This window comes from Microbacterium sp. CFBP 13617 (genome assembly GCF_014839445.1).
Taxonomy (GTDB): Bacteria; Actinomycetota; Actinomycetes; order Actinomycetales; family Microbacteriaceae; genus Microbacterium.
This window is the reverse complement of record NZ_JACYNW010000001.1, coordinates 343,778-368,728: the sequence shown is the minus strand read 5'-3', so window position 1 is coordinate 368,728 and position 24,951 is coordinate 343,778. Positions and strand designations below refer to the sequence as shown.

Here is a 24,951-nt window from a genome sequence, read left to right as displayed (position 1 = left end):
GAGACGTCATGACCACCATCGACCCCGCCATCGACCCCCCGGCCCTGGACGCCGCGGCCGCACTCGCCGCGACCGCCGCCGGATCCGTCACGGGCGTCCACTCCCTCGGCAGCCTGCTGGGGCGTGCGTCGGATGCCGTCCGGGAGCGCGTGGGACTCGCGAGCACCGCGCCCGGTGTGAAGATCGACACCGATCGCGCCGACTCCGTCACCGCCACCATCTCGCTCGTCGTGGACTACCCGCACAAGCTGCGCGAGGTGTCGGATGCCGTGCGGACCGCCGTCCGCGATGCGCTCGAGCCCCTCGGTCGCGGTCGGATCGACGTCGACGTGGTCGTGACGGGCGTCTTCGGCCCGTTCGACCGTGACGTCGTCGACGAGGCGGAGCAGAAGGCGGATGCCGTCTCGGCCCGCGCCCGTGACGTCGCCGGCGAGGTGAAGGAGCGCACGGATGCCGTCGCCGCCCGCGCATCGGTGGCGGTCGACGACATGAAGGCGAAGTCGATGGACGTCGCGGCCGGCGCCTCGGCTGCCGTCGATGACGCGGTGGCGAAGTCGAAGGACCTCGCCGCCAGCGCGTCGGAGACCGTCGACGTCGCGGTGGCCAGGTCGAGAGACGTCGCCGCCGGTGCCGCAGCCGCTGTCGAGCAGACGGTGCAGGCGGCACGCGAGCGGGTGGCCTCCGCCGATGCGGATGCGGACATCGCTGCGGCGGACCGCGTCACGGAGGGCCTCGAGCCCGAGAGCCCCGTCACGAGCACGCCCGCCGACGACCGCGGAGACGTGCGCGACGTGGTCGCCGAGGCCCTCGAAGACGCCGCGGTCGACCTCGCGATCGCTGCCGACGAGGTACGCGCCGACGACGAGACGCCGGCGACGGACAGCGTGCAGTCGGTCGTGGAAGACGACCGTCCCCGCTCCTGACCCCAGGCACGACGAAAGGGCGCTCCGGCTTCGGCCGGGGCGCCCTTCGCGTCGCCGTCGGCGATCTCGGTGCCCGAGCCGTCGCCGACCGCCCGTGCACAACTCCGGAGGATCGGGCGGTGCGCGGGGGCCGACACGCGGATTTCCGCCCCCGGGTGGTCGGGTGCCGCGAGAACTCAGGAGTTGTGCATGCCGCGGCGCCCCGACGCCGCGCTGCGGGGCGAGCGCGGCGCTCGGCCTGCCGCCGCGTCGTCGGGGGCCCGAGTTCATCTGACACGGGGCATCCCGGGTCAGCGCGCGTCGAGTGCCCGCAGATACCGCCGCGTCATCCACGCCTGCACGACGCGGCCGAGCGGTGCGCCCACGCGTGTGAACCAGCGGCCCGGTGCCGAGAAGGCCGCGATGTCGAACGCCACCTCGCCCGATGGGCGCAGCGTCAGCGTGAAGCGTTCCTCGCCGCGTTCGGGATGGCCCGCACGCGTGCCGTAGGCGAAGCCGGCCGAGGTGTCGGTGCGCTCAGCCCAGACGACGAGGCAGGGGATGCGGAACGCCAGGATGCCGAGACCCAGCCGCATCGTGACGCGCGTGCCCTCGCGCATCGGCGTCTCGGACAGCTCGACCCGGGCGCCGGCGCGCCGCTGGGCCTCGCCCGCGAGCAGGGCGTCGGCCGCGCGCTCGAAATCGCCGCGGCCGTGCCCGATCACGCGGTGGGCGCGGACGTGGTGGTACCCCGGGGGCATCTCGCCGGCCGTCGCGCCGACCTCGTCGTAGGTCAGGTCGTCCATGTCTTCACGGTAGACCGGGCGCGTCCGGGGCTCCGGGGGTTGCGGCGAGTGATGAGCGGAGGGGGTGGGGCGAGCGGAGGGCGAGGGACCGCTCTCGCGTCCTCCGCTCGTCCCACATCCTCCGCCGGCCCCGCTGTCGGCCGCCCGCGCGCCGCCCCGCGCCCGGCGCAGCCTAGCCCCGCGCCGAGGCCTCGGTATGCCCAGCCCGCCCGCAGCTCCGACCGCTCGCGGGCCGTCCCCCGCCCCGCAGCCCCGCCCCGCCCCGCCCCGCCCCGCCCGCGCAGCGCCCGCCCTCACACCCCCCGCGCCTACGCTGGAACCATGCCCGTCCCCTCCGCACGGACCCCCGCGTGATCGACGTCGCCGACCACCTCGCCGCCGTCCTCGACGCGGTCGAGCCCCTCGACCCCGAGTCCCGCGACGTGGCGGCGGCCCGCGGCCGGGTACTGCGGCATCCGGTGCGGGCAGCCGTCGACGTGCCGGCCTTCGACTGCTCGGCGATGGACGGCTTCGCCGTCCGCGACCTCGCGCCCGCGACCCTGCGCGTGGTCGCCGATCTGCCCGCGGGGACCGACCTCGACCCGCGGATGGATGCCGGCGACGCGGCCCGCATCATGACGGGGGCGCCCGTGCCCACCGATGCCCTCGCCGTCGTCCCGTTCGAGGACACCGCGCACGGACTCGCCGGCGGCGTCGAGTCGGTCACGATCGTCGTGCCGCCGCGAGGACCCGGTGCCCACGTCCGCCGCCGCGGTTCCGACGTGCGCGCGGGCGACCTCGTCGTCGCCGACGGGCTGCGGGTCACCGCGGCGCGGGCGGGTGCCATCGCGGCATCCGGAGTCGGCACGGTCACCGTGTCGCGCGCCGCTCGCGTCGCGGTCGTGTCGACCGGCTCTGAGCTCGTCGCCCCGGGCGTGCCGCTGGCGCGCGGTCGGATCCCCGAGTCGAACAGCGTGCTGCTCGCCGGGCTCGCTGAGGAGGCGGGTGCCGAGGTCGTGCTGCGCACGAGCGTGGGCGACGAGGGCGACGGACCGCGCCGCGCGATCGCCGCGGCGGAGGCGGCCGGGGCCGACGTCGTCGTGTTCTCGGGCGGGGTCAGCGCCGGGGCGTACGAGGTCGTGAAGAACACCCTCGGCGACCTGATGCGCTTCGACCGCGTGCGCATGCAGCCCGGCAAGCCGCAGGGTTTCGGGCGCACCCCCGCGGGAACCCTGCTGTTCGGCCTCCCCGGCAACCCCGTCAGCGCGGCGGTGTCGTTCGAGCTGTTCGTGCGGCCCGCGCTGCGCGCGCTCGAGGGCGATGTCGACCTCGGTCGCGCCGCCGTGCGCGTGGCGCTCGCCGCGGGGTGGCGTGCGCGTCCCGAGCGGGTGCAGTACGTGCCGGTCGCCCTCGACCGTCGTGACCCGTCACGCTGGCTCGCCCGCCCGGTCGAGCGCGGCACCCGCGGCTTCGGCGATGCCGACGGCCTGGCGGTCGTCCCCCCGGGCGAGACCGACCTCGTCGCGGGCGATCTCGTGAGCGTGACGCTGTGGTGAGGGCCGACGCCATCCTGCTGGCCGGGGGGCGTGGATCGCGGGTCGGCGGGGCGGTGAAGCCCCTGTTCGAGGTGAACGGCACGACGCTCCTCGCCGCGGCGATCACCGCCGTCCGTGCGGCGGGCGTGGAGCGCATCGTGGTCGCCGCGCCCGAGCTCGCCCCCGGCCTCGACGTCCAGTGGGTGCGCGAGGAGCCCCCGTTCGGCGGCCCGGTGGCGGGGATTATCGCTGCCCTGTCGTCGGTGGATGCCGATGAGGTCTACGTCGTCGCCTGTGACCTGCCGACCGTGGGGCAGGCGGTGGCGCTGCTGCCCGATGCGCTCCCGTCGGGCGTCGACGGCGTCTGCCTCGACGACGGCCGACGCCAGTGGCTGATCGGCCGGTACCGGACGGCGGCGCTGCGCGCAGCGGCATCCCCTCTCCCCGACCGCGGACGCGATGCGTCGATGCGTGCCCTGCTCGGGGGGATGACGGTGACCCCGGTGTCGGTCGACCCGGCCCTGACGCACGACGTCGACACGTGGGACGATCTTCGAGCAGCCCGAGGAGGAGCAGCCATGACCGAATCCCGCACCCTGCCGCCCGAGGCGCTCAACGACTGGAGCGCGGCGCTCGCCGAGCGCTTCGACCTGGGCAAGGGCGACATCCCCATCTCGCTGATCCTCGACCTCGCTCGCGACGTCGCGAACGGCGTGGCGCGGCCCGCGGCGCCGTTGAGCGCCTTCGTCGCGGGGCTCGTCGCCGGTCGCGCGGGCGGCTCACCGGCCGACACCGAGGCCGCGGTGGCGGCGGTCGTGGAACTCGCGCGCGGGTGGGAGAACCGCGGAGACGCCGGGGCTCGGGCGGCACGGGCCGTGAACGCCGGAGGGGCTGCAGAGCACGCGGACGCGGGTGGGGGTGCTAGCGAGGGCGGCCGATGACGTCGACCGCGAAGCCCCCCGACGCCGTCTCGAGACGCGAGTCGTTCGTCCAGAGAGCGCGGCACCCGGCCCGCCGGGCGACGGCGAGATGCAGGGCATCCGCCGTCTGCAGGCCTCGATAGCGGGCACGCAGCAACGCCGCGTCGAGAAAGGCGTCGGGGTCCACCGGCAGCAGTTCGAGAGCATCGAAGGCGCTCCACATGGTCGACTGCGCCTGGGCGTCGGCATCCCGCATCGGTTTCACGAGCGCCTCGAGCATGACCAGGGGGCTCGTCGCGAGCGGCTCGTCGGCAGCCGCGAGTGCGGTGCGCGTGCGCTCGCCGATGTCGTCGTCGCGCTCGACCGCGTAGATGACGAGGCAGCTGTCGACGTAGATCACGCCCCGGCGGCCCGATTCTCGGCGACGATCGCATCGATCTCGTCGACCGGTCGTGCTCGCTCCGGAGTGAGGGGGTTCGCAGTCAACCACTCGGCGAAAGCGTTGCGCGTGCGTGACGGGGCGCCCTCGATGGGCACGATCCGCGCCACGGGCACCCCGCGGCGCGCGATCGTGACCTCGATCCCCGACTCGGCGTCGGCGATCAGCTTCGACAGGTTGTTCCGCGCGTCCAAGACGTTGTACATCATGGCGGCATCCTAGCCAGGAAACTGGCTAGGTGTCGTTCTCGGCGAAGACGACATCACCGCAGTGACAAACGCGACGCGGAGGTTCCGCAGATCAGCGGCGTTCTCATCGTCGGTCCACCATGGTGCATGTCGTGAGGAAGGAGATCAGCCGGGTCCCGTCGTCCGTGCGGAACACCTCGTCCAGCGCGACGTTGAACTCCTCGTGCCGCGCGTAGGGGATGTTGATGGGCTCGAAGCCCGACTGGACCAGCGCGCCCGTCATCATGATTCTGGCGGTGCGTTTGTTCCCGTCGAAGTAGAACTGGGACCGGGTTGCCGAGGCGAAGTACACCAGGGCGCGGGCTCTCGGATCGCCGAGTGCGCCGAGCCCGGCGAGCAGGTTCGTGTAGTCCTCCCGGAGCTGCTCCCCGTTCTTCCCTGTCGGGTCACCGTCGACGGTCCCACCGCTGGCGAGCGTGACGGAACCGCCGCCGTGCACGCTCCCCTCGCCACGGAAGTTGCCCGACTCGATCGCTTCGTATCTGGCGATCACACCGTGGATGCGGTCACTCATCTCTTTGCGCAGCGAGAAGGAGCCGTCACGCACCGCGCTGATCATCAGGCCCATGCCCTCGCTCAGGGCGAGGATCTGCTCCGCCTCCTCGAGCTTCTTCCCACCGACGGTGACACCATCCAGCAGGGTCTGCACCTGCGGCAGCGTGAAGGTGTTGCCCTCCAGGGCGGCCGCGTTCCAGACGAGTTCGGGCAGCGACTTCTCTAGGCGGAAGAGCGACCGCTGCACCGCAGACGCCTCGACGAGTTCGAAGTTGATCGCACCCGGTCGCCAGGTGATCCGGCCCGTGCGCTGCTCACGGGTGGCGTCGCCGACGAACGGATCACGGATCGAGGCCCCCGCCTGGTGTCGGTCACGGTTCTCCTGCGCACGCTTGGCGAAGTCCGCCGCGGTCATACCCCACTTCTTCGGAGACCGCTCCTCCGTGGTCTCTTCGCTCATCGTTCACCACCCTTCGGTGATCTCGTCGGCCAGCTGGTCGTAGCCCAGTCCGTACAGGTCGATCGCCGCCTGGATCGGCGAGACGATCTGCTGCTCCCAGTCCGGCGGGATCATCATGTCGACCAGGTAAGCCTGCATCGTAGGCGCGACCAGAACACCGGCCGGCTGATACTCGTCGACCTCGCGCATCGTCGCCGACAGCCGCTCGGCCACCGCGTCGGTATCCGTCGACCAGACCACCACGGGACCGGGGTCCGGGGCGTGGCCGAGGTAGGCGCGAGCAGCCGCAACTCCCGAAAGTGCCCCACTCAGCGGACGCAGTGCACTGTTGGCCACCTCGATCGTCTGCTGCTGCGTGAGCCCCGGCTTCGGGGCGAAGAACCGGGCACCCTTCCGGTGCTGCGCGGCCGAGTACCGGCCCGCCAATTCGAGCAGTCGATTCCGGTCGGGGCCGGCGTGACGCTCGAGGCGAGCCATCCATTCGTCGATCTGCTGGACTTCCTCAGGTGACGTCATCCCCCAGCCCTCAAGATCTTCCCGGGTCGGGATGGCCGGGTCGGCGACTACTCGCGCCGCCACGGCGGCTGCCGGGTCGCTCACGGGCACCAGCTGCACGTCGATGTCGTACCCGGCCGCCAGCGCGAGCTCGCGTAGCGTCTCGATCGTCGGCGCGGACACTCCATCGCGCACCCGGCGCACGGTCATACGAGAGAGCCCGGTCGCGCGCGCCGTTGCGGTCGGCGTGCGCCCGAGGAGCTCGATCAGAGACGGAACATCCATGTGTCTAGGGTAACAAGTATGTGTCGTGTGACACAAGGATGTGCCAGACACTGACGGGCGAGGGGGCGGTGCTTTGCCATGACCCCGCCCCGGGCGAGCGAGTCGCAGACCCGGTTGCTTCGTGCGGGGTCACGGCCCGACGTACTCCCCGCGCGGTCGCAGGCGCATCGGCGCTTCGGCGTATTCCGCGGCGATGTGCGCGATCCACCCCGCCAGCCGGCCCACGACGAAGATCGAGCTCGCCGCGTCGTCGGGCAAGCGGGCCCCGGATGCCAGGGCGGCCAGCGCGAGATCCACGTTGGGCCGCGCGTGCGCACGGGCGGCGACGGTGTCGCTGAGCCGGGTCACGGCATCCATCGTTCCTTCTCCGTCGGGGAGCTGCGCCAGCAGCGGGAAGAGCGCGTCGGCGCGGTCGTCGACACCGCTGTACAGGGGATGCCCGAAGCCCGGGATGCCGTTGCCGTCCTGCACCGCGTCGGCCAGCGCGCGCTCGGGCTCCCTGCCCCGGCGCACCTGCGTGAGCAGGCGGGAGGTGCGGGTGGCGGCGGCGATGTGCAGGGGCGAGTCGGCGGCTCCCAGCGCCGCGCCGACCGCCGCGTACCCGTCGGCGCGGGCCGAGGCCGCCACCCGCGCGGCGAAGGTCGACACGGCCAGGTCGTGATCGATGAGCAGGATGAGCGCCGCGTTGATCGCGCGGACGGTGGGACCGTCGCTCACGCCCCAGGCGCCGGCCAGGGAGCGCGCCACGTCGAGCTGCGCGTCGCCGCCGAGAGCGACGGGGAGCCCGGTGAGCAGGGTCCAGCCGATGCGGTGAAGGGTCGTGGGGGCGGTGTCGTGGCGGAGCGGGTCGTCGGCGGCGAACCCGGTGAGGGCGGCACGCAGGCGATCCATGGCCCCCGCGTGCGGGGGAAGGGCCTCGACCATGGCGCGGGCGCTGCCGATCGCGGTGTCGGGGGCGTCGATCCGCTCCGCGCCCCACAGCCACGCGACGACCTCGGCGAATGGCTGGTCGATGAGGTCGCGGGCGCGCCGACCCCGGTACAGCAGCTCGCCGTCTTCGATGTCGGCGATGTCGGTCTGCACGATGCCCAGCGGCATCCCCGTCGTGGGGTGGGTCGGGGTGCGCCCGGCCGTGCGTCGCCGCCCGGCCGCGAAGGCCTCGAGCTCGAGGGCGTCGAACGTCGAGCCGCGCGCGTCGCGTTCGCGCGTCACGAGGCCGCGCGAGACGTAGGCGTAGAGGGTCTGTGGTTTCACCCCGAGACGGGCGGCAGCCTGCGCGGCCGTGAGGCGGGGGAGCGGGGCGGTCATGGTGATCCGATCAACGTTGACGCTGGGTTCGTCATGTTCGCACACTGGGCGCATGAGCGAGCTGATCGACGTACCCCGCGGTCTGAACGGCGTCGTCGCCGCCGAGACCACCATCGGCGACGTGAACGGAGAGGCCGGGTACTTCCACTACCGCGGGCACTCCGCCGTCGAGCTGGCGCGCGAGCGGTCGTTCGAGGAGGTCTGGCATCTGCTCGTCGTCGGCGAGCTTCCCGACGCCGGCCGCCGCGCCGCGTTCGCGGAACGCATCACCGCGGCTCAGGCGGATCCTCGGATGCCGGAACTGATCGCCGCCGTCGCGATGCACACCGACCAGCCGCTCGCGGCGCTGCGCGCGGTGTGGACGGTCGCGGCATCGGTCCGCCGATCCGCGGCGCTCTACGACCTCGACCCCGATGCGCGGCTCGACGAGGCGATCCGGTTCGCGGCGATCGCCCCGCTCGCCCTCGCGCCGCACCGCGGGGCAGCGGGAGCCGGGGTGGTCGCCGACTACCTCGAGCGCGTCACGGGTGCGATGCCCGACGCGGCGCACGTGCGGGCGCTGTCGGCGTACCTGATCGCGGCGATGGACCACGGCTTCAACGCCTCGACGTTCACGGCCCGGGTCATCGCGTCGACGGGGGCAGACATGGCATCCTGTCTCACCGGCGCGCTCGGCGCGCTCTCGGGTCCGCTGCACGGGGGAGCCCCGGCGCGGGCGCTCGACAGCCTGGACCGCGCGGGCGACGATCCGTCGGCCTGGATCGCCGGGGAGCTCGCCGCCGGGCGCCGGTTGATGGGCTTCGGGCACGCGGTGTACCGCACGGCCGACCCGCGCTCGGAGCTGCTGCGTGGCGTCGCCCGCGACCTCGGCGGTCCGCGCGTGGCGCAGGCGCTGGCCTTCCAAGAAGAGGCGGAGCGGCAGCTGGCGGCCCGGCACCCCGAACGCCCGCTGCACGCGAACGTCGAGTTCTACGCCGCGGTGGTGATGGAGCAGTGCGGCATCGCGCGCGACATGTTCACGCCCACCTTCGCTCTCGCGCGCACGATCGGCTGGACGGCCCACGTGCTCGAACAGGCGCGCGACCCCAAGATCATCCGCCCGTCGGCGCGGTACGTTGGGCCGGCTTTCGCGGGGTGAGGCGATAGCCGCGGTTCTGGGGCGGCGACACCCCGGAAGAAGGATGCCGTGGGGCGGTGTGCATGCGGGGCTCAGCCGCGTTGGCGGCGTCCCGCCCTCTCGGCGAACGCGTCGATGGCGTGCAGGATCTCTTCGCTACGCCAGAACGGGCCGAGCTTGTGCTCCGCTTTCGAGCGCACGATGCCGGCGTCGACGAGCGCCTTCAGTGGCGGGTACGCGTTGGGCTGTGCGATCCCCAGCTCTTCGGCGGCGGTCGCCGAGTCGAGAACGGGCCGGGAAGCGAAGACGTCGAGCAGTCGCCAGGCGTTGGAGTCGCGACGGGCGGTCAGTCGATCGTTCCAGGATGCGCGGATGTCGTCGATGTCGGAAACGAGCTCGCGACTGTTCGCGACCGCGCGAAATGCTGCGGCTGCGAAGGCGCGAACGATGTCGTTCAGGTCTCCGTTTCGGTAGGCGGTCAGCGCAGCGTGGTAGCCATCGACGTCGGCCAGGAGGCCGGCGGAAACCGGGATGGCGACGTTCCTGGTGACACCTCGGTAGCGGAGCATCGACTGTGCCAGGGCTCGCCCCGTTCGGCCGTTGCCGTCGGTGTAGGGGTGGATGGTCTCGAACTGCGCGTGGGCGATCGCGACGGAGACGAGGGACGGCACGTCCCAGCGGGCCGCGAAGTCAGCGAGGTCTTCGACGAGAGACGCAACGCGTTCGTGGTGCGGCGGGACGAACTCGGCACCGACGGGTGAGTCGCCTCGGGTTCCGATCCACACCTGTTCCGTCCGGTACTCACCGGGGGCGTGCCTCGGCTGCGACTCCATCAGGGCGCGGTGCATCGCAGCGATGCTGGCCGGCGTGATCTGCTCCGCGAGATCGAGGGCTGCGTGCAGCGAGCGGGTGTTCGCGGCGATCAGTTCGGCGTTCCGGGATCCTTTCGCGCCGAGTTCCGCGGAGAAGATCGCACGAGCAGACGCGGTGAGGTTCTCGATCTGCGACGAGGAAGCGGCCTCCGACCGCAAGAGGACCGGGGCGAAGCCCGCGACCCGGCTACCGAGTTCAGCATCGAAGCGTGCGAGTTCCGCCGCCGCTTCCTCCGCCTCCGCAGCGACCTCGGGGCTCAGGGAGGGATGGAGCGAGGCGATCGTCGGCGGCACGGAGGCCTCGTAGCGAACGCTGGCATGACCCTCGCGTGCGGCGCGGATTCCCATGGCCGCCGCGGGTACCCAGTCGCGCGTCTCATAGCCGACGGCTGGCCAGGACGTGTCGCGCGGCTCGCCCGCGGGTTTTCGAGGCGGATTGGAATTCATAAGGGGCGCTCTCATTTTTATGACTTACGGCACTATTTCATAAAAAGCCCGTCCCCGAATACGACCTCCGCCTACCCGAACACCACCGTCCACGACACCGCGCGCGGCCAGAGGGCGTATCGCGGCAGCACGTCGGGTCCGCAGGCGCGCGACCCCAACCCGTGCTGCGCGGCGTCGAGGTAGAGCCACAGTCCGCGCGACGGCGGCAGCTCGTGCGCGTGACCGACGCCGGTGCGCTCCTGCGCGGTGTGACGATCGAGCTGGAACCCGGGCAAGCCCGTCGCCCCCGCGTCGATCGCGCGCAGGTGCAACGGGCCGAGGTCGAGGGCGCGCAGGCCGGGGCGGTGGCCGGTCTCCTGCGGCCGGCCGTACGCGACGCCGAGGTCGTCGACGGCGGCCTCGAAGCGTCCGACGTACGCGGCCTCGCCGCTGTCGGCGTACGACTCCGCCGGTCCCGTGCCGAACCACTCCACCCGTTCGTCGGCCAGCGCGCCCGGCAACCCGATGCGCGCGCCGACCCGCGGCCACGTGCAGTCCCAGGGGCCGAACGGGCGGATGTCGGTGTGCAGTCGCAGGCCGTCGCCGTCGAGGCGCCAGGCGAAGGTCGTCTCGATGCCCTGCGCGCTGTGCGCGGCCATCGACCGCACCCGCTGCACCAGGCCGTCGTCGGTGCGCTCGACCGACAGCACGCGGTGCTGCAGGCGGTCGAGGCCGCGCTCGAGCCACCGCACCGACGACGCCGGCGTGCTCTCATCGCCGCGGCCGTGCGTGAGGGCCGGGTCGGCCGTCTCGTACGAGCCCTGCCCGTCGAGCTGGTCGTTCTCGGTGGGCGCGCGCCACAGTTCGGGCAGCGGTCCGGAGATGTCGAGGTCGCGCCAGCGCAGCAGACCGCCGCGGCGGTCGAACACCGCCTCACCCAGGGCGTCGCCGTCCCATGTGGCGCGGCCGCGGCGCGGCGGGCAGGGGGGAGCGGTGCGGAGCGGGCGCTGTGCGCGCGAGACGATGTGCCCGGCATCGCCCCACGGCGGAGCGTCGCGCCACCTCACCTCGAGGGTGAGCCAGCGCTCGGTCGCGGCATCCGGCAGCCCGTCGAGGGGGACCTCGACGGTGCCCTCCTCGCCCGGGGCGAGCGCGGGCAGGGCGACGATCCCGTAGGTCAGACGGATGCCGTCGTCCTCGATGCGCCAGTGCAGCTGGAGGTGGTCGGTGCCGAGCGTGTGCTGCCGGTTGCGCACCCGCCAGGAGCGCTCGCCGAGGTGTTCCAGCGTCACGGGGGCCCACACCGCGGCCAGTTCGCCGAGACCGGGAGAGGGCGTGCCGTCGGAGAGCACGAGACCGTCCATCAGGTAGACGCCGTCGTGCACGGGCTCGCCGAAGTCACCCCCGTACGCGAAGAACTCGGTGCCGTCGGCGGCGCGGGTGCGGATGCCGTGATCGCGCCACTCCCACACGAAGCCGCCGTGCAGGCGCGGGTACTGCTCCACGAGCGCCTCGTAGTCGGCGAGCGAGCCGGGGCCGTTGCCCATCGCGTGCGCGAACTCGCACAGCACGAAGGGCTTCGCGCGCTGACGGGCGCCCTCGGCGGGACCGATCTCGTGCACGGGCATCGTCTGCTCGCCGCAGACCGAGGCGATCTCCTCGATCGTCGGGTACATGCGCGAGTACACGTCGGTGTACGCCCCGCCGTAGTCGCCCTCGTAGTGGATCGGGCGGGAGTCGTCACGTTCGCGGATCCACCCGGCCATCTCGGCGAGGTTGCGGCCGGTCCCCGACTCGTTGCCGAGCGACCACATCACCACGCTCGCGTGGTTCTTGTCTCGCTCGACGGTGCGGCGCACGCGGTCGAGGCAGGCGTCGCGCCAGGCGGGGTCGTCGGCGGGGTTGCCCGTCCACTCGACGTCCCAGAACCCGTGCGTCTCGAGGTCGCACTCGAGCACGACCCAGAACCCGAGCTCGTCGGCGAGCTCCAGCATCCGCGGGTGCGGGGGCTGGTGCGCCGTGCGGATGGCGGTGATGTTGTGCCGGCGCATGAGTGCGAGCTCGCCGCGTACGTAGTCCTCGTCGAACACGCGGCCGCGGTCGGGGTCGGTCTCGTGGCGGTTGACGCCGCGGAAGATCAGCGGTCGCCCGTCGGCGAGCAACCGGTCGCCGATGATCTCGATGCGGCGGAAGCCCACGCGCAGCCGCACGGTCTCGGCCTCCGTCGACACCTCCACGTCGTATAGGCGGGGTGTCTCCGCCGTCCACGCGTCGACGGCGTCGAGGGGGAGCACCGCCACCTCGGTGGCATCCGCCCACGTCTCGTCGATGCCGAGTTCGGGCACCCGCACGGTCACGGGCCAGCCACCGCGGGGGCGCACGTCGAGGGTGCCGGCGCCGGTCGCGGGGTCGCGGTCGCCGCGCACGAAGACGTCGTCGAGGCCGTTCGCGGGGCGGCCCTGCAGCGAGACGCTGCGGAAGATGCCCGGGAGCCACCACTGGTCCTGATCCTCCAGGTAGCTCGCGGCCGACCACTGGTGCACGCGCACGGCGAGCACGTTCTCGCCGTCGACCAGGTGGTCGGTGACGTCGAATTCCGTCATCAGGCGGCTGCCGGTGAACCAGCCGATCTCGGTGCCGTTCAGCCAGACCGTCGCGAGCGACTCCACGCCCTCGAAGCGCAGAAGCGTGCGGCCGCCCGCGCAGAAGTCCGGATGCCACTCGAACACGCGCCGGTGGTCGCCGGTGGGGTTGGCATCGGGCACGTGCGGGGGGTCGAGGGGGAACGGGTACCGGATGTTCGTGTACGTCGGGTGTCCGTGCCCCCGCAGTCCCCAATGCGAGGGCACCGGGATGCGGTCCCACCCGGAGGCATCGGCGTCGACGGCGGCGAACGGCGGCGGGCCATCGAGGTCGTCGCCGGGATCGGCGTCGTGCAGAAGAAAGGCCCAGTCGCCGTCGAGGCTCTGGACCGGGGCGTCGGAGCGCAGCCAGGCGCGCGGGGGAAGGCGGGTGTCGGATCCGGGGGTGGGATCGCCGAGGTGGGTCATCGGTCCTCACGGAGGGCGTCGGGGTCGGCCACGACGGTGACGTCGGGATGCCGTTGCAGGAAGGAAGCGGGGTTGTCGGCGGTGACGGGGCCGGTGAGGGCCGCGCGCAGGGCGGCGGCCTTCGCGGCACCGGATGCCACGAGCACGATACGCCGGGCCGACAGGATCGTGGCGACCCCCTGCGTCATGGCGTGCGTCGGTACGCGGGAGAGCTCGCCGTCGAAGTGCTCGGCATTGGCGCGACGCGTGCTCTCGTCGAGCTCGACGACACGGGTGCGGGTCCCGGCATCCGATCCGGGTTCGTTGAAGCCGATGTGGCCGTTACGGCCGATGCCGACGATCTGCACGTCGACCCCGCCCGCGGCGGCGATGGCCCGTTCGTAGGCCGCGCCGTCGCCGGCGGTGGAACCGTGCGGCACACGCACGTTCTCGGCCGGGATGCCGAGGGGCTGGGCGATCATCGACCGCACGTAGGCCGCGTACGAGCGGGGGTCGGAGGCTTCGAGCCCGACGTACTCGTCGAGGGCGAAGAGGTGCAGCCCCTCGGTGGCGAGACCGTCGGCTCTGCGACGGACGAGCGCGGCGTAGAGCGCGAGAGGGGAGGATCCCGTCGCCACGCCGAGGACGCCGTCGGGGGCGACGGTCGCCACGACGCCCGCCGCCACGTCGCCGATCGCATCGGCGTCGACCATGACGACCCGCGTCGAGGGCGAGATCGGCGTGAGAGGGGCGCGGAGCGCGGTCCCGCTCACTTGATCGCGCCCTTGGCGATGTCGCCGATGAACTGGCGTGCACCGATGAGGAAGACGATCAGCAGCGGCAGCACGGCGAGAAGTGCCCCGGCCATCACCATGCCGTAGTCCTGACCGAAGGCGGTGTTCAGCTGGGCCGTCGCGACCTGAAGGGTCACCTGGTTGGGGTTGGTCAGCACGACCAGCGGCCACAGGTAGTCGTTCCACGCGGCGATGAAGGTGAAGATGCCGAGGAAGCCCAGACCTGGGCGGATGAGCGGCAGGCACACCGTGAACCACTGGCGGAAGAAGCCCGCGCCGTCGAGCACCGAGGCATCCATCAGCTCGTCGGGGATGGACGAGACCATGTACTGGCGCAGCCAGAAGATGCCGAACGCGTTGGCCGCGGCCGGCACGATGAGCGCCTGCAGCTGGCCGACCCAGCCCAGGTTGGTCATCGTGATGAACTGCGGGATGACCGCGAGCTGCATCGGCAGCATGAACGTCACGAGGGTGATCGTGAAGAGCGTGCGGCGCAGCGGGAACTCGAACTTCGCGAACGCGAACGCGGCGAGCGAGTCGAAGACCAGCACCAGGAAGGTCACGCTGCAGGCCACGATCACCGTGTTCAGCAGGGAGCCGGCGAAGTCGATGCGCGCGAAGACCGCGCCGATGTTGTCGAACAGTCGCGGCCCCGGGATGAACGTGGGCGGGGTCGTGTAGATGTCGCTCGTGGAGTTGCTGGCCATCACGACGAGCCAGTACAGCGGGAAGAGCGAGATGAACGCGCCGACGGAGAGGATGCCGTACAGCAGGACGCGTCCGGGTGTCGCCTTGCGGCGACGGCGCATCGGTACCCCGGCGGTGGTGATGTGCTCGGTGACCGTGGCGGTGGGGGGCGTGGTGACGGTCATGCGCGGGCCTTGTCTTCCTTCTTGCCGGCGGTGAAGCGCCAGCTGATGATGGTGAAGATCACGACGATGAGGAACACGCCCCACGCGATCGCGGCGCCGTAGCCGAAGCGGTTGTAGCTGAAGGCCTGCTGGTAGAAGTACAGGACCATGGTCAGCCCGCCCTGGCCCGCGCCGCCGCTGTTCGGGTTCGTCGTGCTCGAGCTCGCGGTGAGCACCTGCGCTTCGGTGAAGCTCTGCATGCCCGTGACCGTCGAGACGACGAGCACGAAGATGATCGTCGGGCGCAACAGCGGCAGCGTGATGGAGAAGAAGCTGCGAATGGGGCCCGCGCCGTCGAGCTTCGCGGCCTCGTAGACCTCGCCGCCGATGGACTGCATCCCGGCGAGGAAGATGATCGCGTTGTACCCGGTCCACTGGTAGGTGATGAGGATCGAGATCGTGAGCTGGATGCCGAAGGGCGTCGACAGCCACTGCACACCCGGCAGGCCCAGCGAGTTGAGGGCCGCGTTGGCCAGTCCGAAGTTCTCGCCGAAGATCGAGCCGAACAGCACCGCCATGGCCACCACCGAGGTGATGTTGGGCACGAAGTAGGCGATGCGGAACGCGGTGCTGAAGCGCACGGCGTTGTTGAGCAGGGCGGCGACCGCGATGGCGATGGCGAGCATCGGGAACGTCGACAGCGCGAAGATGACGAAGGTGTTGCGCACCGACAGCCAGAACGTGCCGTCGGTGAACAAGCGCGTGTAGTTGTCGATCCCGGTCCACTCCGCCGTGCCGAGGCCGTTCCAGTCCTGGAACGACAGCACGAGCGAGTAGGCGGTGGGAAAGAGGCCGAAGCCCAGGAAGAGCAGGAAGAAGGGGGCGATGGCCACGTACATCGGCCAGTGCCGGATGAGGCCCCGGCCCCGGGGGCGCGCGCTGGGGCGCACCCCCGAGGCCGTCATGACACGCGTGGCGGATGTCACTTAGAGCGCTCCCACACCTGCTGGGCGGCGGTCAGCGCGTCGTTCCACGCCTGCTGCGGGTCCTTGCCCTGCGACTGCACGTTGGCGAGCTCCGTGATGAAGGGCGCCGCCACCTCGTTGTCGATGGGGCTGGTGTAGCTGACCGGCATCTTCTCGGACGCCGCCTTGAAGACGTCGGTCGTGACCTGTCCGCCGAAGAAGGCGTCGGGCTCCTGCAGCGCCGGCTGGCTCAGCGCCTCGGTCGACGAGGGGAAGTTGCCGACCTCGGTGTAGGTGGTGGCCTGGTTCTCGGCGTCGAGCAGGTACTCGACGATCTTCACGGCCTCGTCCTTGTTGGCGGTGGCCGCGGGGATCGTCAGGAACGATCCGCCGATGTTGGCGGGCCCGCCGGGCATCGCCGTGACGTTCCACTTGCCCGAGGTGTCGGGGGCGTTGCTCTTCAGGTCGCCCTGGTACCAGGCGGCGCCGAGCAGCGTCGGCAGGGAGCCGTTGTTGACGGCGGCGGCCCAGTCGGGGCTGCCGTCCTGGATGCCGGCGACCAGGCCGCGTTCGTTGGCTTCGATCGCGGTGTCCCAGGCCTTCTTCACCTGGTCGCTCTCGCCGAGGAACTCCCCGTCCTCCGACACGAACTTCGTCTCGCCCTGGCCCATGACCTTGGTGAAGACGTCTTCGAGCGACACCTCGAGGTAGGCGCCCGTGGCGGCCTTGAGCTTCTCGCCGAAGGCGAAGTAGTCCTCCCACGTGGAGGTGGCGGCGGCGACCTCGGCCGGATCGGTCGGAAGGCCGGCCGCGGCGAGCACGTCGGTGCGGTAATACAGCGCGGTCGGGCCGATGTCGGTGGGGAGGCCGATGAGCTTGCCGTCCGAGGTGGTGGCCTCGGCGAGCTTCCACTGCGGGAAGTCGGCGAGCTTGTCGTCGATGCCGAGGGTCGAGAAGTCGGTGAAGAGGTCGGCCTGCTGCAGGAAGTAGGGCATGTCCTCGCCCTTGATCCCGGTGAGCGAGGGGATGCCGCTGCGTCCGGTGAAGACGGTGACGAGCTTCTGCTTGACGTCGTCACCGATGGTGGTGACCTCGAGCTTCGCGTCGGGGAACTCGGTCTTGGCCGAGTCGACGACGCTCTCGCCGATGCCGCCGGGCCAGGTCCAGAGGGTCATCGGGCCGTCGGACGACCCGCCGGCACCGCCGGAGCAGGCCGAGAGGGACACGGCGGCGACAGCGGCGACGGCGACGGTGCCGAGCGCGCGTCGGTGACGCGGGGTGAAAGTCATCATGGGCGGGTCACTCCTTGATTCGGGTGGGGCGTGAGGAAGAGGCGGTGCGGGATGCCGCCGAGGCGGCGAAGGGCGATGCGCCGTCGTGCAGCGCAGCGCGGAGGAAGGCGAAGCGCGCCGGGTCGGCGGCCGCCGGGTGGGAGTCGAGCCAGGGGAGGAGCTCGTCGAGGCGGGGAGCGGCGGCCGCGCCGCCGGGACGGGAGACGGTGATCGCGGCCACGAGAGCGGCGAATTCGACACGCTCGCGCAGCGACCAGGCCGTGAGCTCGGCAGCCGCGAGCGCTCCGCCGAACACGTCGCCCGCACCCGTGGCATCCACGAAGTCGATCGCGACGGCGTCGACCTCGACCTCTTCGCCCGCGGCCGAGTCGACCGCGATGGCGCCGTGGCCGCCGCGGGTGACGACCGCGAGGGGGACGCGATCGGCGAGGGCGCGGGCGGCGGAGCGGGCGTCGTCGGTGCGCGTGTAGGCGCGGGCCTCGGCCTCGTTGGGGAGGAAGGCGTGGCATCCGTCGAGCACGTCGAGCGCCGAGGGGTTCCACTGCTCGTCGGCGTCCCAGCCGATGTCGGCGAAGATCTTTGTGCCCTGCGCGGCGCGTGCGCGCACCCACTCCGACACGGAGTCGTCGAGGTGGAGGGCGGCGACGGGCGTGAGGGGCGCACTCTCGAGCAGAGAGGCGAGGGCCGCGGCGGGGCGGCCACCGGTGACCAGGGCGCGGTCGCCGCCGTAGTTCATCGCCGCCGTGACCGGCAGGCTCCAGTCTGCGCGCTCGCGGATGCCGTCGAAGATGCCCTCGTCGCGCAGCCGGTCGCGCACGAGCCGGGAGAGGGCATCGGTGCCGGCGTCGGCGCAGAGCACCGTGGGCACCCCGAGTCGGGAGGCGGCGATCGCGTAGTTGGCGATTCCACCGGGGCCCCAGCCGAAGGCAGGGGTCCAGTGCTCCTCGCCCAGTCGGGGAGCTGCGTCGAGCTCGGCGAAGACCAGATCGAGGAAAAGCTGCCCGGCCGTCAGGAGGCGGGGCGTGGGACCGGATGCGACTGTCATCGGCCCCTCCTCTCTTCGGTGACGACCGGGGCGTTGCACCGTTTATAGCATTCGTCGCTCAGGAACGCGCAAATTTTTGCGTGTAAATATTTTGTTACTGAGCGATTTTGAGCGATAAGGTGATCGCATCATGAAAGACGTCAGAGACCGCGAGATCCTCCAGCACCTCCGTTCCGCCCGCGCGGCGACGGTCGCGGAGCTCGCCGAGGCCACCGGTTCGAGCATCGCCACGATCCGTCGTGATCTGCAGCGCCTCGACGACGCCGGACTCCTGCGACGCACGCACGGCGGCGCCGTGATGGGCGAGGGCGACGCGCCCTTCGCCACCGTCGAGCCCGTCAATCGCGACGGCAAGGAGCGCATCGCCCGCGCCGCCGCCGAGACGATCCGCGACGGCCAGGCCGTCATCCTCGACGTCGGGACCACGACCCTGCAGCTCGCGCGACTGCTCCGCGGCCGCGCGGTCACCGTCATCACCAACAACATGGCCATCTACGACGTGCTGCGCGACGAGCGCGACACGCACCTCGTCGTGCTCCCGGGCGACTACGACCCGGTGTACCGCAGCGTCGCGGGCCACCTCACGACCGAGTCGCTGCGGCTGATCCGCGCCGACCACGCCTTCCTGGGCGTCAGCGGCATGTCGCCCGAGGGCGATCTGCGCGACACCACGCTGGCGCAGGTGCCGATCAAGCAGGCGATGCTCGCGGCATGCGACGCGGCGACCGTGCTCGCCGACCACAGCAAGTTCCCCGGCAGCGGCGCCGGACGTATCGCTCTGCCCCTCGCCCTGCGGCGGCTCATCACCGATGCGCCGCTCGAGGGCCCGATCGTCGAGTCCCTGGGCCGACGGAATGTCGAGATTGTGACCGCATGAAGCTTGCCATGATCGGTGGCGGAGGATTCCGCACCCCCTTGGTGTACCGAGCCCTGCTGCTGGACCGCGACGCCGGACGCGTCGACGAGGTCGCCCTCGTCGACACCGACGCCGCGCGGCTGCGCACGATGGCCCGCATCCTCGAGGACCAGGCGCGCGACTTTCCCGATGCCCCGCGCGTGAGCGTGCACACGGATGCCGAAGAAGGTCTGCGCGGCGCGGACTTCGTGTTCTCGGCCATCCGCGTCGGCGGCATGGCCGGCCGTGCCGCCGACGAGCGCATCGGCCTGTCGCACGGGGTCATCGGGCAGGAGACCGTCGGGTTCGGCGGCATCTCCTACGCGTTGCGGACGCTGCCGGTCGCGATGCAGCTCGCCGAGCTCATCCGGCGCGTCGCCCCCGACGCGTGGGTCATCAACTTCACCAACCCCGCCGGCGTGGTGACCGAGGCCATGGGCCGCGTGCTGGGCAATCGTGTCATCGGCATCTGCGACTCGCCCATCGGCCTCGCCCGCCGCGCGCTCGGGGCCCTCGGCATCCGGGACGCAGCCGACGTCGAGATCGAGTACGCCGGCCTCAACCACCTCGGGTGGCTGACGGCGCTCCGCCGCGACGGCGTCGACCTGCTGCCCGAACTGCTCGCCTCGCCCGAGCGCATCGAGTCGTTCGAAGAGGGAGCGCTGTTCGGCGCCGACTGGATCCAGACGCTCGGAGCTCTTCCCAACGAGTACCTGCACTACTACTCGTACCGTCGCGACGTGCTCCAGGCCGACCAGTACGCCGCGACCACGCGCGGGCGCTACCTGCTCGACCAGCAGGCCGGCTTCTGGGAGACGGCGGCGACCGCGCCGCGTCCCCACGCGGCCTGGGAGGCCTGCAGGCACGAGCGCGAGGTCACCTACATGGCGACCAACCGGGACTCCGCCGGCATGGGCGACCGCGATGAGGAAGACCTCGTCTCGGGCGGCTACGAGAACGTCGCGATCGCGCTGATGCGCGCGATCGCCTACGACCAGTCGGCGCGGCTCATCCTCAACGTCCCCGGCGGGGGCGTACTGGCGGGCCTCGACGCCGAGGCCGTGGTCGAGGTGCCCTGCATCGTCGGCGCCGACGGCCCGCGCCCGCTCGAGAGCGCGGCCGTGCCCGCGTTCGGGCAGGGCCTCATCGCCACCGTCAAGTACGTCGAGCGCCAGACGATCGAGGCCGCTCTCACCGGCTCGCGCGCTGCGGCGCTGCGGGCCCTGGCCCACCACCCGCTGATCGACTCGGTCCGCGTCGCGCGGGCCTTGCTCGACGACGCGAGCTCCAGCTTCGCCGACCTGTCGTACCTCCGCTGAGCCCGGGGGCGCGACCTCGACCCGAACGTCGGCCGCGCCCCCGCACCAGCCCGCCGCCCCGGCATCCCTCCCCGCCGCCCCTCCCGACGCATCCCGACCCCGCCTCCCGCGCTGACCCCGAAACCGGAGACACCGTGCACCAGAACCTCACGCTCGTCGAAGAGCGCATCCACCGCGTGCTCACCGAGCGCATCGTCCCCGCCGTGTACTCCGCGCGGGTGCCCGTCGCGCTGAAGGCCTGGATGGTCCCCGACGAGCCGGTCCCGGCCTCCGAGGCCCTCGCCGCCGATTACGCCCCCTTCGCCGTCGGCGACAGCTGGGGGCGGGCGTGGTCGACCTGGTGGTTCGAGGTCACCGGTGAGATCCCGGCCGACTGGGCCGGCCGCACCGTCGAGCTGCTGCTCGACCCCGGCTTCCAGGGCGACTGGCCCGGCAACCAGGCCGAGGCGCTCGTGCACACCCCCGACGGCGTGCAGGTCAAGGGCATCCACCCCCGCAACCACTACGTGCGCCTGACCGACGAGGCCGCGGGCGGCGAGCCCGTGCACTTCTTCGTCGAGGCCGCCGCCAACCCCGACATCCTCGTGAACGACTTCGTCCCCACGAAGTTCGGCTCCAAGAAGACCGCTCCCGAGACGCCGATCTACACCTTCCGCACCGCCGAGCTCGCGGTCTTCGAACCCGAGGTGTGGGCGCTGCAGTTCGACGTCGAGGTGCTGTACCAGCTGCTGAAGGAGCTGCCCGAGACCGAGCCCCGCCGGCACGAGGTCATGCGGGCGCTCGAGCGCGCGCTGAACGTGCTCCGCCTCGACGACATCGTCGGTACCGCAGCCGTCGCGCGCGCCGAGCTCGTCGACGTGCTGTCGCGCCCGGCCTCCGCCTCGGCCCACCGCCTCTCGGGCATCGGCCACGCGCACATCGACACCGCGTGGCTCTGGCCCATCCGCGAGACCAAGCGCAAGACCGCCCGCACCTTCTCGAACGTCCTCGCGCTCGCCGAGCAGTACCCCGACTTCCGCTTCGCCGCCTCGTCGGCGCAGCAGTACGCGTGGGTCAAGGAGCGCTACCCGCACGTGTGGGAGGGCATCAAGGCCGCGATCGCGAACGGACAGTGGATCGTGGTCGGCTCGCAGTGGGTCGAGCCCGACGGCAACCTGCCCGGAGGCGAGGCCATGGTGCGCCAGGTCACGCAGGGGATGCGGTTCTTCCGCGACGAGCTCGACGTCGAGACGCACGGCATCTGGCTGCCCGACTCGTTCGGCTACACCGCCGCGTTCCCGCAGATCGCGAAGCTCGCGGGCCTGGACTGGTTCCTCACGCAGAAGATCTCGTGGAGCCAGACCAACAAGTTCCCCCACCACACCTTCTGGTGGGAGGGCATCGACGGCTCACGCATCTTCACGCACTTCCCGCCCATCGACACCTACAACTCCACGCTCGAGGGCGAGGAGCTGCACCACGCCGTGCGCCAATTCCGCGACAAGGGCAGGGCGACGACCTCGCTCGTGCCCTTCGGCTACGGTGACGGCGGCGGCGGACCCATCCGCGAGATGATGGAGCGCCAGCGCCGGGTGGAGTCGCTCGAGGGATCGCCGCGCGTCGAGATCGAGCACCCCGACGACTTCTTCGCCGCAGCCCGGGCCGAGTACCCCGACGCTCCCGTCTGGGTGGGCGAGCTCTACCTCGAACTGCACCGCGGCACCTTCACCTCGCACGCCCGCGAGAAGCGCGGCAACCGCGAGGCCGAGCACCGCCTGCGCGAGGCCGAGCTGTGGTGGACCGCCGCCGCACTGAAGGGCGCCGAGTACCCGTACGCCGCGCTCGATCGCCTCTGGCAGGGCGTGCTGCTGCAGCAGTTCCACGACATCCTGCCCGGATCCTCGATCCAGTGGGTGCACGAGCAGAACGAAGAGGACTACGCCGTCGCCCTCGCCGAGCTGGACCGCTCGATCGCCGAGGCCCTGGATGCCGCGGGGCTCTCGGCCGCGGTCGTGAACTCGGCCGACCACGCCCGTCGGTCGTTGGCCCTGGATGCCACCGGCACCCCGCTCGCGCTGGTCGAGACGCCCGCGCTGGGCGTGGCATCCCTCGTTCCGGTGGCGCCCGCGCACCCGGTGCGGGCGGAGCGATCCGGCGCGGACATCGTGCTCGACAACGGTCTCGTGCGGGTCACCGTCGACGCCCGGGGCCTCGTGACCTCGATCGTCGACCTCGCCGCGGGCCGCGAGCTCGTGCCCGCCGACCGTGTCGCGAACCTGCTGCAGCTGCACCAGGACCTCCCCAACGCCTGGGATGCCTGGGACATCGACGCCCACTACCGCTACACGTTCGACGACCTCGACACCGCCGACGCCGTCGAGCTCGCGGTCGACGACGAGCTGCGCGCCCGCGTGATCGTCACGCGCACCTTCGGCACATCGCGGCTGACGCAGACCATCGCCGTGCACGCCGATGACGTGCGCGTGCACTTCGCGGTCGACCTCGACTGGAACGAGCGCGAGAAGCTGCTCAAGGCCTCGCTGCCGTTCGTCGTGCACGCCCACCACCACAGCGCCGAGATCCAGTACGGCCACGTGCGCCGCGCGACCCACACGAACACCTCGTGGGAAGACGCGAAGTTCGAGGTCATGGCCCACCGCTGGGTGCACGTCGAGGAGCCGGGCTACGGCATCGGCGTCACCAACGACGCCACCTACGGCCACGACATCACCCGCACGGTCGGGGCCTCGGGCGAGGTCGAGACCGAGGTGCGCCTGAGCCTGGTGCGCGCGGCGAACTCGCCCGACCCGGTCCAGGATGCCGGCCACCACACGTTCGCGTACGCGGTGCACCCCGGGGCCGACATCGCCGCCGTCGTGGCCTCCGGGTACGAGCAGAACCTGCCGCTGCGCCGCCCCGCGGCCGAGGGCACGGTCGAGCCGTGGAGCGTGCTGCGCTCGTCGAACGAGGGCGTGCGCATCGAGGCCGTGAAGCTCGCCGACGACCGCTCGGGTGACGTGATCGTGCGCGTGTACGAGGCACTCGGGCGCCGCGCGGCGACGACCCTCACGCCCGGGTTCGCCGTGGCATCCGCCTCCGAGGTCGACCTGCTCGAACGTCCGCTCGGCGACGACATGGCGCGCTCGCGCCGCCTCGCGGTCGAGGGCGAGGGCATCGCGCTCGAGCTGCGTCCGTTCCAGGTCGTGACGCTGCGACTCTCGCGCGGATGACCCGCACCGTCTCGCAGAGCTCCCCCGCGGCGCGCGCGGGGAGCCTGCGGATCGGCGTGCTCGTCGTGTGGCTGGTCGGGGTCATCGCCTACGTCGTCTCGATCGTCAACCGCACCTCGCTCGCCGCCCTCGGGCTCGAGGCGGCCGACCGGTTCGCGATCACCGCGGCGACGCTGTCTCTGCTGGCCGTCGTGCAGCTCGCCGTCTACGGCGCGTTGCAGCTGCCCGTCGGGCTGCTGCTCGACCGGTTCGGCGTGCGAACCGTGTTGACGGTCGGCATGCTCGTGATGGCGGGGGCGCAGGTCGTGCTCGCCCTGGCACCCGACATCGGCGTCGCCATCGCGGGGCGTCTGCTCATGGGGGCCGGTGAGGCCGCCATCTTCCCCGGACTGCTGCGCGTGATCGGCATGCGCTTCCCGCCGCGGCTCGCACCGACGGCCGTGCAGGTCACGGGTCTGACCGGCCAGTTCGGGCAGATCGTCAGCGTCGTGCCCTTCGCCGCGCTCGTCGGCGTGGCGGGGTGGGTCTCGGCCTTCCTCTCGCTGGCGGGGGTCACGGCGCTGGTGGCGGTGCTGGTCGCCGTGGTCGTCCGCGAGCGCCGGCCCGTCGCCGTCGAGCGGGCGAGCGTCTCGCGCGCCGTGCGCGAGGCGTGGAGATCACCGGGAACGCGGCTGGCGTTCTGGGTGCACTTCGTCACCTCGTTCTCGGGCAACGCCTTCGCCCTGCTGTGGGGCTTCCCGTTCCTCGTGGCGGGCCAGGGTCTGGATGCCGCGACCGCGGGCGGCCTGTTCTCGGTCTACGTCGTGTGCGGCATCGCCTTCGGGCCGATCGTGGGCGCGATCTCGGGTCGCTTCCCCCGGGCCCGCACGGCTCTCGTGCTCTCGCTGGTCGGCGCGCAGGCGGTGTCGTGGGCGGCGGTCCTGGCGTTCCCCGATCGGGCGCCGCTGCCGCTGCTCGTCGTGCTCGCCGCCGCCATGTGCGTCGGGGGACCCGCCTCGATGGTCGCGTTCGACATCGCGCGCGACCACAATCCGCGCGAACGGCTCAGCACCGCCACGGGCGTCGTCAACGGCGCGGGATTCCTCTCCAGCATCCTCGTCATCCTGCTGATCGGCGCCGTCCTCACCCTGCAGGCGGGGGGAGGCGAGTACTCGCCCGGGGCGTTCCGGCTGGCCGAGCTCGTGCAGGTCCCGTTCTGGGTGGCCGGAATCGTCCTCGTGCTGCGGGCCCACCGCACGGTACGGGCGTCGTCGCCCGAGTGAGCC

21 protein-coding genes are annotated in these 24,951 nt (G+C 71.9%); 8 read left to right on the top strand and 13 right to left on the bottom strand.

The window, feature by feature from the left end:
• Positions 1-8 precede the first annotated feature (8 nt).
• Positions 9-923, top strand: coding sequence for an Asp23/Gls24 family envelope stress response protein (locus IFU40_RS01510; RefSeq protein WP_191925149.1), 915 nt, complete (start codon positions 9-11; stop codon positions 921-923).
• Positions 924-1,213: 290 nt separating this feature from the next.
• On the opposite strand, the gene IFU40_RS01505 is transcribed toward IFU40_RS01510, so the two are convergent.
• Entirely contained in the window at positions 1,214-1,708 is a 495-nt protein-coding gene (locus IFU40_RS01505; RefSeq protein ID WP_191916595.1) for a DUF1990 family protein, read from the bottom strand.
• Positions 1,709-2,058: 350 nt separating this feature from the next.
• Here IFU40_RS01505 and IFU40_RS16965 point away from each other — a divergent pair, with 350 nt between their 5' ends.
• Entirely contained in the window at positions 2,059-3,243 is a 1,185-nt protein-coding gene (locus IFU40_RS16965; protein ID WP_191925148.1) for a molybdopterin-binding protein, read from the top strand.
• Complete coding sequence (locus IFU40_RS16715; protein ID WP_191925147.1) at positions 3,237-4,163, top strand: NTP transferase domain-containing protein; 927 nt, start codon at positions 3,237-3,239, stop codon at positions 4,161-4,163. The genes IFU40_RS16965 and IFU40_RS16715 overlap by 7 nt, the downstream gene beginning before the upstream one ends.
• Here IFU40_RS16715 and IFU40_RS01490 read toward each other — a convergent pair.
• From IFU40_RS01490 to IFU40_RS01470, 5 genes are all read right to left on the bottom strand, one after another.
• Positions 4,144-4,542 carry a PIN domain-containing protein gene (locus IFU40_RS01490; RefSeq protein WP_191925146.1) on the bottom strand — a complete coding sequence of 133 codons (399 nt, stop codon included), beginning with the start codon at positions 4,540-4,542 and terminating at the stop codon, positions 4,144-4,146. The two genes, IFU40_RS16715 and IFU40_RS01490, sit on opposite strands and share 20 nt — an antisense overlap.
• Entirely contained in the window at positions 4,539-4,790 is a 252-nt protein-coding gene (locus IFU40_RS01485) for a type II toxin-antitoxin system Phd/YefM family antitoxin (RefSeq protein WP_191925145.1), read from the bottom strand. The genes IFU40_RS01490 and IFU40_RS01485 overlap by 4 nt, the downstream gene beginning before the upstream one ends.
• Positions 4,791-4,893: 103 nt before the next feature.
• Positions 4,894-5,784: a hypothetical protein gene (locus IFU40_RS01480; RefSeq protein WP_198424667.1), complete on the bottom strand. Its 891-nt coding sequence runs from the start codon at positions 5,782-5,784 to the stop codon at positions 4,894-4,896.
• 3 nt (positions 5,785-5,787) lie between these two features.
• On the bottom strand, positions 5,788-6,564 hold the full coding sequence (locus IFU40_RS01475; protein WP_055832174.1) for a helix-turn-helix domain-containing protein: 777 nt from the start codon (positions 6,562-6,564) through the stop codon (positions 5,788-5,790).
• A gap of 129 nt (positions 6,565-6,693) precedes the next feature.
• Positions 6,694-7,872: a citrate synthase gene (locus IFU40_RS01470; protein ID WP_191925144.1), complete on the bottom strand. Its 1,179-nt coding sequence runs from the start codon at positions 7,870-7,872 to the stop codon at positions 6,694-6,696.
• A gap of 52 nt (positions 7,873-7,924) precedes the next feature.
• Between IFU40_RS01470 and IFU40_RS01465 the strand changes: the two genes are divergently transcribed.
• Positions 7,925-9,010, top strand: a complete 1,086-nt coding sequence (locus tag IFU40_RS01465) for a citrate/2-methylcitrate synthase (protein WP_191925143.1) — start codon at positions 7,925-7,927, stop codon at positions 9,008-9,010.
• 71 nt (positions 9,011-9,081) lie between these two features.
• Here IFU40_RS01465 and IFU40_RS01460 read toward each other — a convergent pair whose 3' ends face one another.
• The 7 genes from IFU40_RS01460 to IFU40_RS01430 all read right to left on the bottom strand — a co-directional run bounded on the left by IFU40_RS01460 (position 9,082) and on the right by IFU40_RS01430 (position 18,263).
• The gene (locus tag IFU40_RS01460; protein WP_342343457.1) at positions 9,082-10,155 is read right to left on the bottom strand and encodes a Fic family protein; all 1,074 of its coding nucleotides are present in this window, start codon (positions 10,153-10,155) and stop codon (positions 9,082-9,084) included.
• A gap of 224 nt (positions 10,156-10,379) precedes the next feature.
• Complete coding sequence (locus IFU40_RS01455; RefSeq protein WP_191925141.1) at positions 10,380-13,337, bottom strand: glycoside hydrolase family 2 TIM barrel-domain containing protein; 2,958 nt, start codon at positions 13,335-13,337, stop codon at positions 10,380-10,382.
• Positions 13,334-14,089 carry a glucosamine-6-phosphate deaminase gene (locus tag IFU40_RS01450; protein WP_342343456.1) on the bottom strand — a complete coding sequence of 252 codons (756 nt, stop codon included), beginning with the start codon at positions 14,087-14,089 and terminating at the stop codon, positions 13,334-13,336. Before IFU40_RS01450 ends, IFU40_RS01455 begins: the two co-directional genes overlap by 4 nt.
• A complete protein-coding gene (locus IFU40_RS01445; protein WP_197978726.1) occupies positions 14,086-14,982 on the bottom strand; it encodes a carbohydrate ABC transporter permease in 897 nt (298 codons plus the stop codon). The genes IFU40_RS01450 and IFU40_RS01445 overlap by 4 nt, the downstream gene beginning before the upstream one ends.
• Complete coding sequence (locus tag IFU40_RS01440) at positions 14,979-15,947, bottom strand: carbohydrate ABC transporter permease (protein WP_258027437.1); 969 nt, start codon at positions 15,945-15,947, stop codon at positions 14,979-14,981. The genes IFU40_RS01445 and IFU40_RS01440 overlap by 4 nt, the downstream gene beginning before the upstream one ends.
• Positions 15,944-17,218 (bottom strand): ABC transporter substrate-binding protein, encoded by a 1,275-nt coding sequence (locus IFU40_RS01435; RefSeq protein WP_235560507.1) that lies wholly within the window; start codon positions 17,216-17,218, stop codon positions 15,944-15,946. Before IFU40_RS01435 ends, IFU40_RS01440 begins: the two co-directional genes overlap by 4 nt.
• A gap of 7 nt (positions 17,219-17,225) precedes the next feature.
• Positions 17,226-18,263, bottom strand: a complete 1,038-nt coding sequence (locus tag IFU40_RS01430; protein ID WP_191925140.1) for a carbohydrate kinase family protein — start codon at positions 18,261-18,263, stop codon at positions 17,226-17,228.
• Between the two features lie 130 nt (positions 18,264-18,393).
• On the opposite strand from IFU40_RS01430, the gene IFU40_RS01425 reads away from it, so the two are divergent.
• The 4 genes from IFU40_RS01425 (at position 18,394) to IFU40_RS01410 (ending at position 24,948) form a co-directional block, all read left to right on the top strand.
• The gene (locus IFU40_RS01425) at positions 18,394-19,140 is read left to right on the top strand and encodes a DeoR/GlpR family DNA-binding transcription regulator (RefSeq protein ID WP_083285778.1); all 747 of its coding nucleotides are present in this window, start codon (positions 18,394-18,396) and stop codon (positions 19,138-19,140) included.
• A complete protein-coding gene (locus IFU40_RS01420; protein WP_070408813.1) occupies positions 19,137-20,477 on the top strand; it encodes a 6-phospho-beta-glucosidase in 1,341 nt (446 codons plus the stop codon). Before IFU40_RS01425 ends, IFU40_RS01420 begins: the two co-directional genes overlap by 4 nt.
• 134 nt (positions 20,478-20,611) lie before the next feature.
• Positions 20,612-23,686, top strand: coding sequence for a glycoside hydrolase family 38 N-terminal domain-containing protein (locus IFU40_RS01415; RefSeq protein ID WP_191925139.1), 3,075 nt, complete (start codon positions 20,612-20,614; stop codon positions 23,684-23,686).
• Complete coding sequence (locus IFU40_RS01410) at positions 23,683-24,948, top strand: MFS transporter (RefSeq protein ID WP_191925138.1); 1,266 nt, start codon at positions 23,683-23,685, stop codon at positions 24,946-24,948. The genes IFU40_RS01415 and IFU40_RS01410 overlap by 4 nt, the downstream gene beginning before the upstream one ends.
• Positions 24,949-24,951: the final 3 nt, after the last annotated feature.

Coding starts and splice junctions, on each gene's coding strand:
- IFU40_RS01445 (WP_197978726.1), bottom strand. CDS start 14,982: ATGACCGTCACCACGCCCCCCACCGCCACGGTCACCGAGCACATCACC.
- IFU40_RS01465 (WP_191925143.1), top strand. CDS start 7,925: ATGAGCGAGCTGATCGACGTACCCCGCGGTCTGAACGGCGTCGTCGCC.
- IFU40_RS01420 (WP_070408813.1), top strand. CDS start 19,137: ATGAAGCTTGCCATGATCGGTGGCGGAGGATTCCGCACCCCCTTGGTG.
- IFU40_RS01480 (WP_198424667.1), bottom strand. CDS start 5,784: ATGAGCGAAGAGACCACGGAGGAGCGGTCTCCGAAGAAGTGGGGTATG.
- IFU40_RS01485 (WP_191925145.1), bottom strand. CDS start 4,790: ATGATGTACAACGTCTTGGACGCGCGGAACAACCTGTCGAAGCTGATC.
- IFU40_RS01410 (WP_191925138.1), top strand. CDS start 23,683: ATGACCCGCACCGTCTCGCAGAGCTCCCCCGCGGCGCGCGCGGGGAGC.
- IFU40_RS01510 (WP_191925149.1), top strand. CDS start 9: ATGACCACCATCGACCCCGCCATCGACCCCCCGGCCCTGGACGCCGCG.
- IFU40_RS01435 (WP_235560507.1), bottom strand. CDS start 17,218: ATGATGACTTTCACCCCGCGTCACCGACGCGCGCTCGGCACCGTCGCC.
- IFU40_RS01470 (WP_191925144.1), bottom strand. CDS start 7,872: ATGACCGCCCCGCTCCCCCGCCTCACGGCCGCGCAGGCTGCCGCCCGT.
- IFU40_RS01505 (WP_191916595.1), bottom strand. CDS start 1,708: ATGGACGACCTGACCTACGACGAGGTCGGCGCGACGGCCGGCGAGATG.
- IFU40_RS01425 (WP_083285778.1), top strand. CDS start 18,394: ATGAAAGACGTCAGAGACCGCGAGATCCTCCAGCACCTCCGTTCCGCC.
- IFU40_RS01430 (WP_191925140.1), bottom strand. CDS start 18,263: ATGACAGTCGCATCCGGTCCCACGCCCCGCCTCCTGACGGCCGGGCAG.
- IFU40_RS01475 (WP_055832174.1), bottom strand. CDS start 6,564: ATGGATGTTCCGTCTCTGATCGAGCTCCTCGGGCGCACGCCGACCGCA.
- IFU40_RS01455 (WP_191925141.1), bottom strand. CDS start 13,337: ATGACCCACCTCGGCGATCCCACCCCCGGATCCGACACCCGCCTTCCC.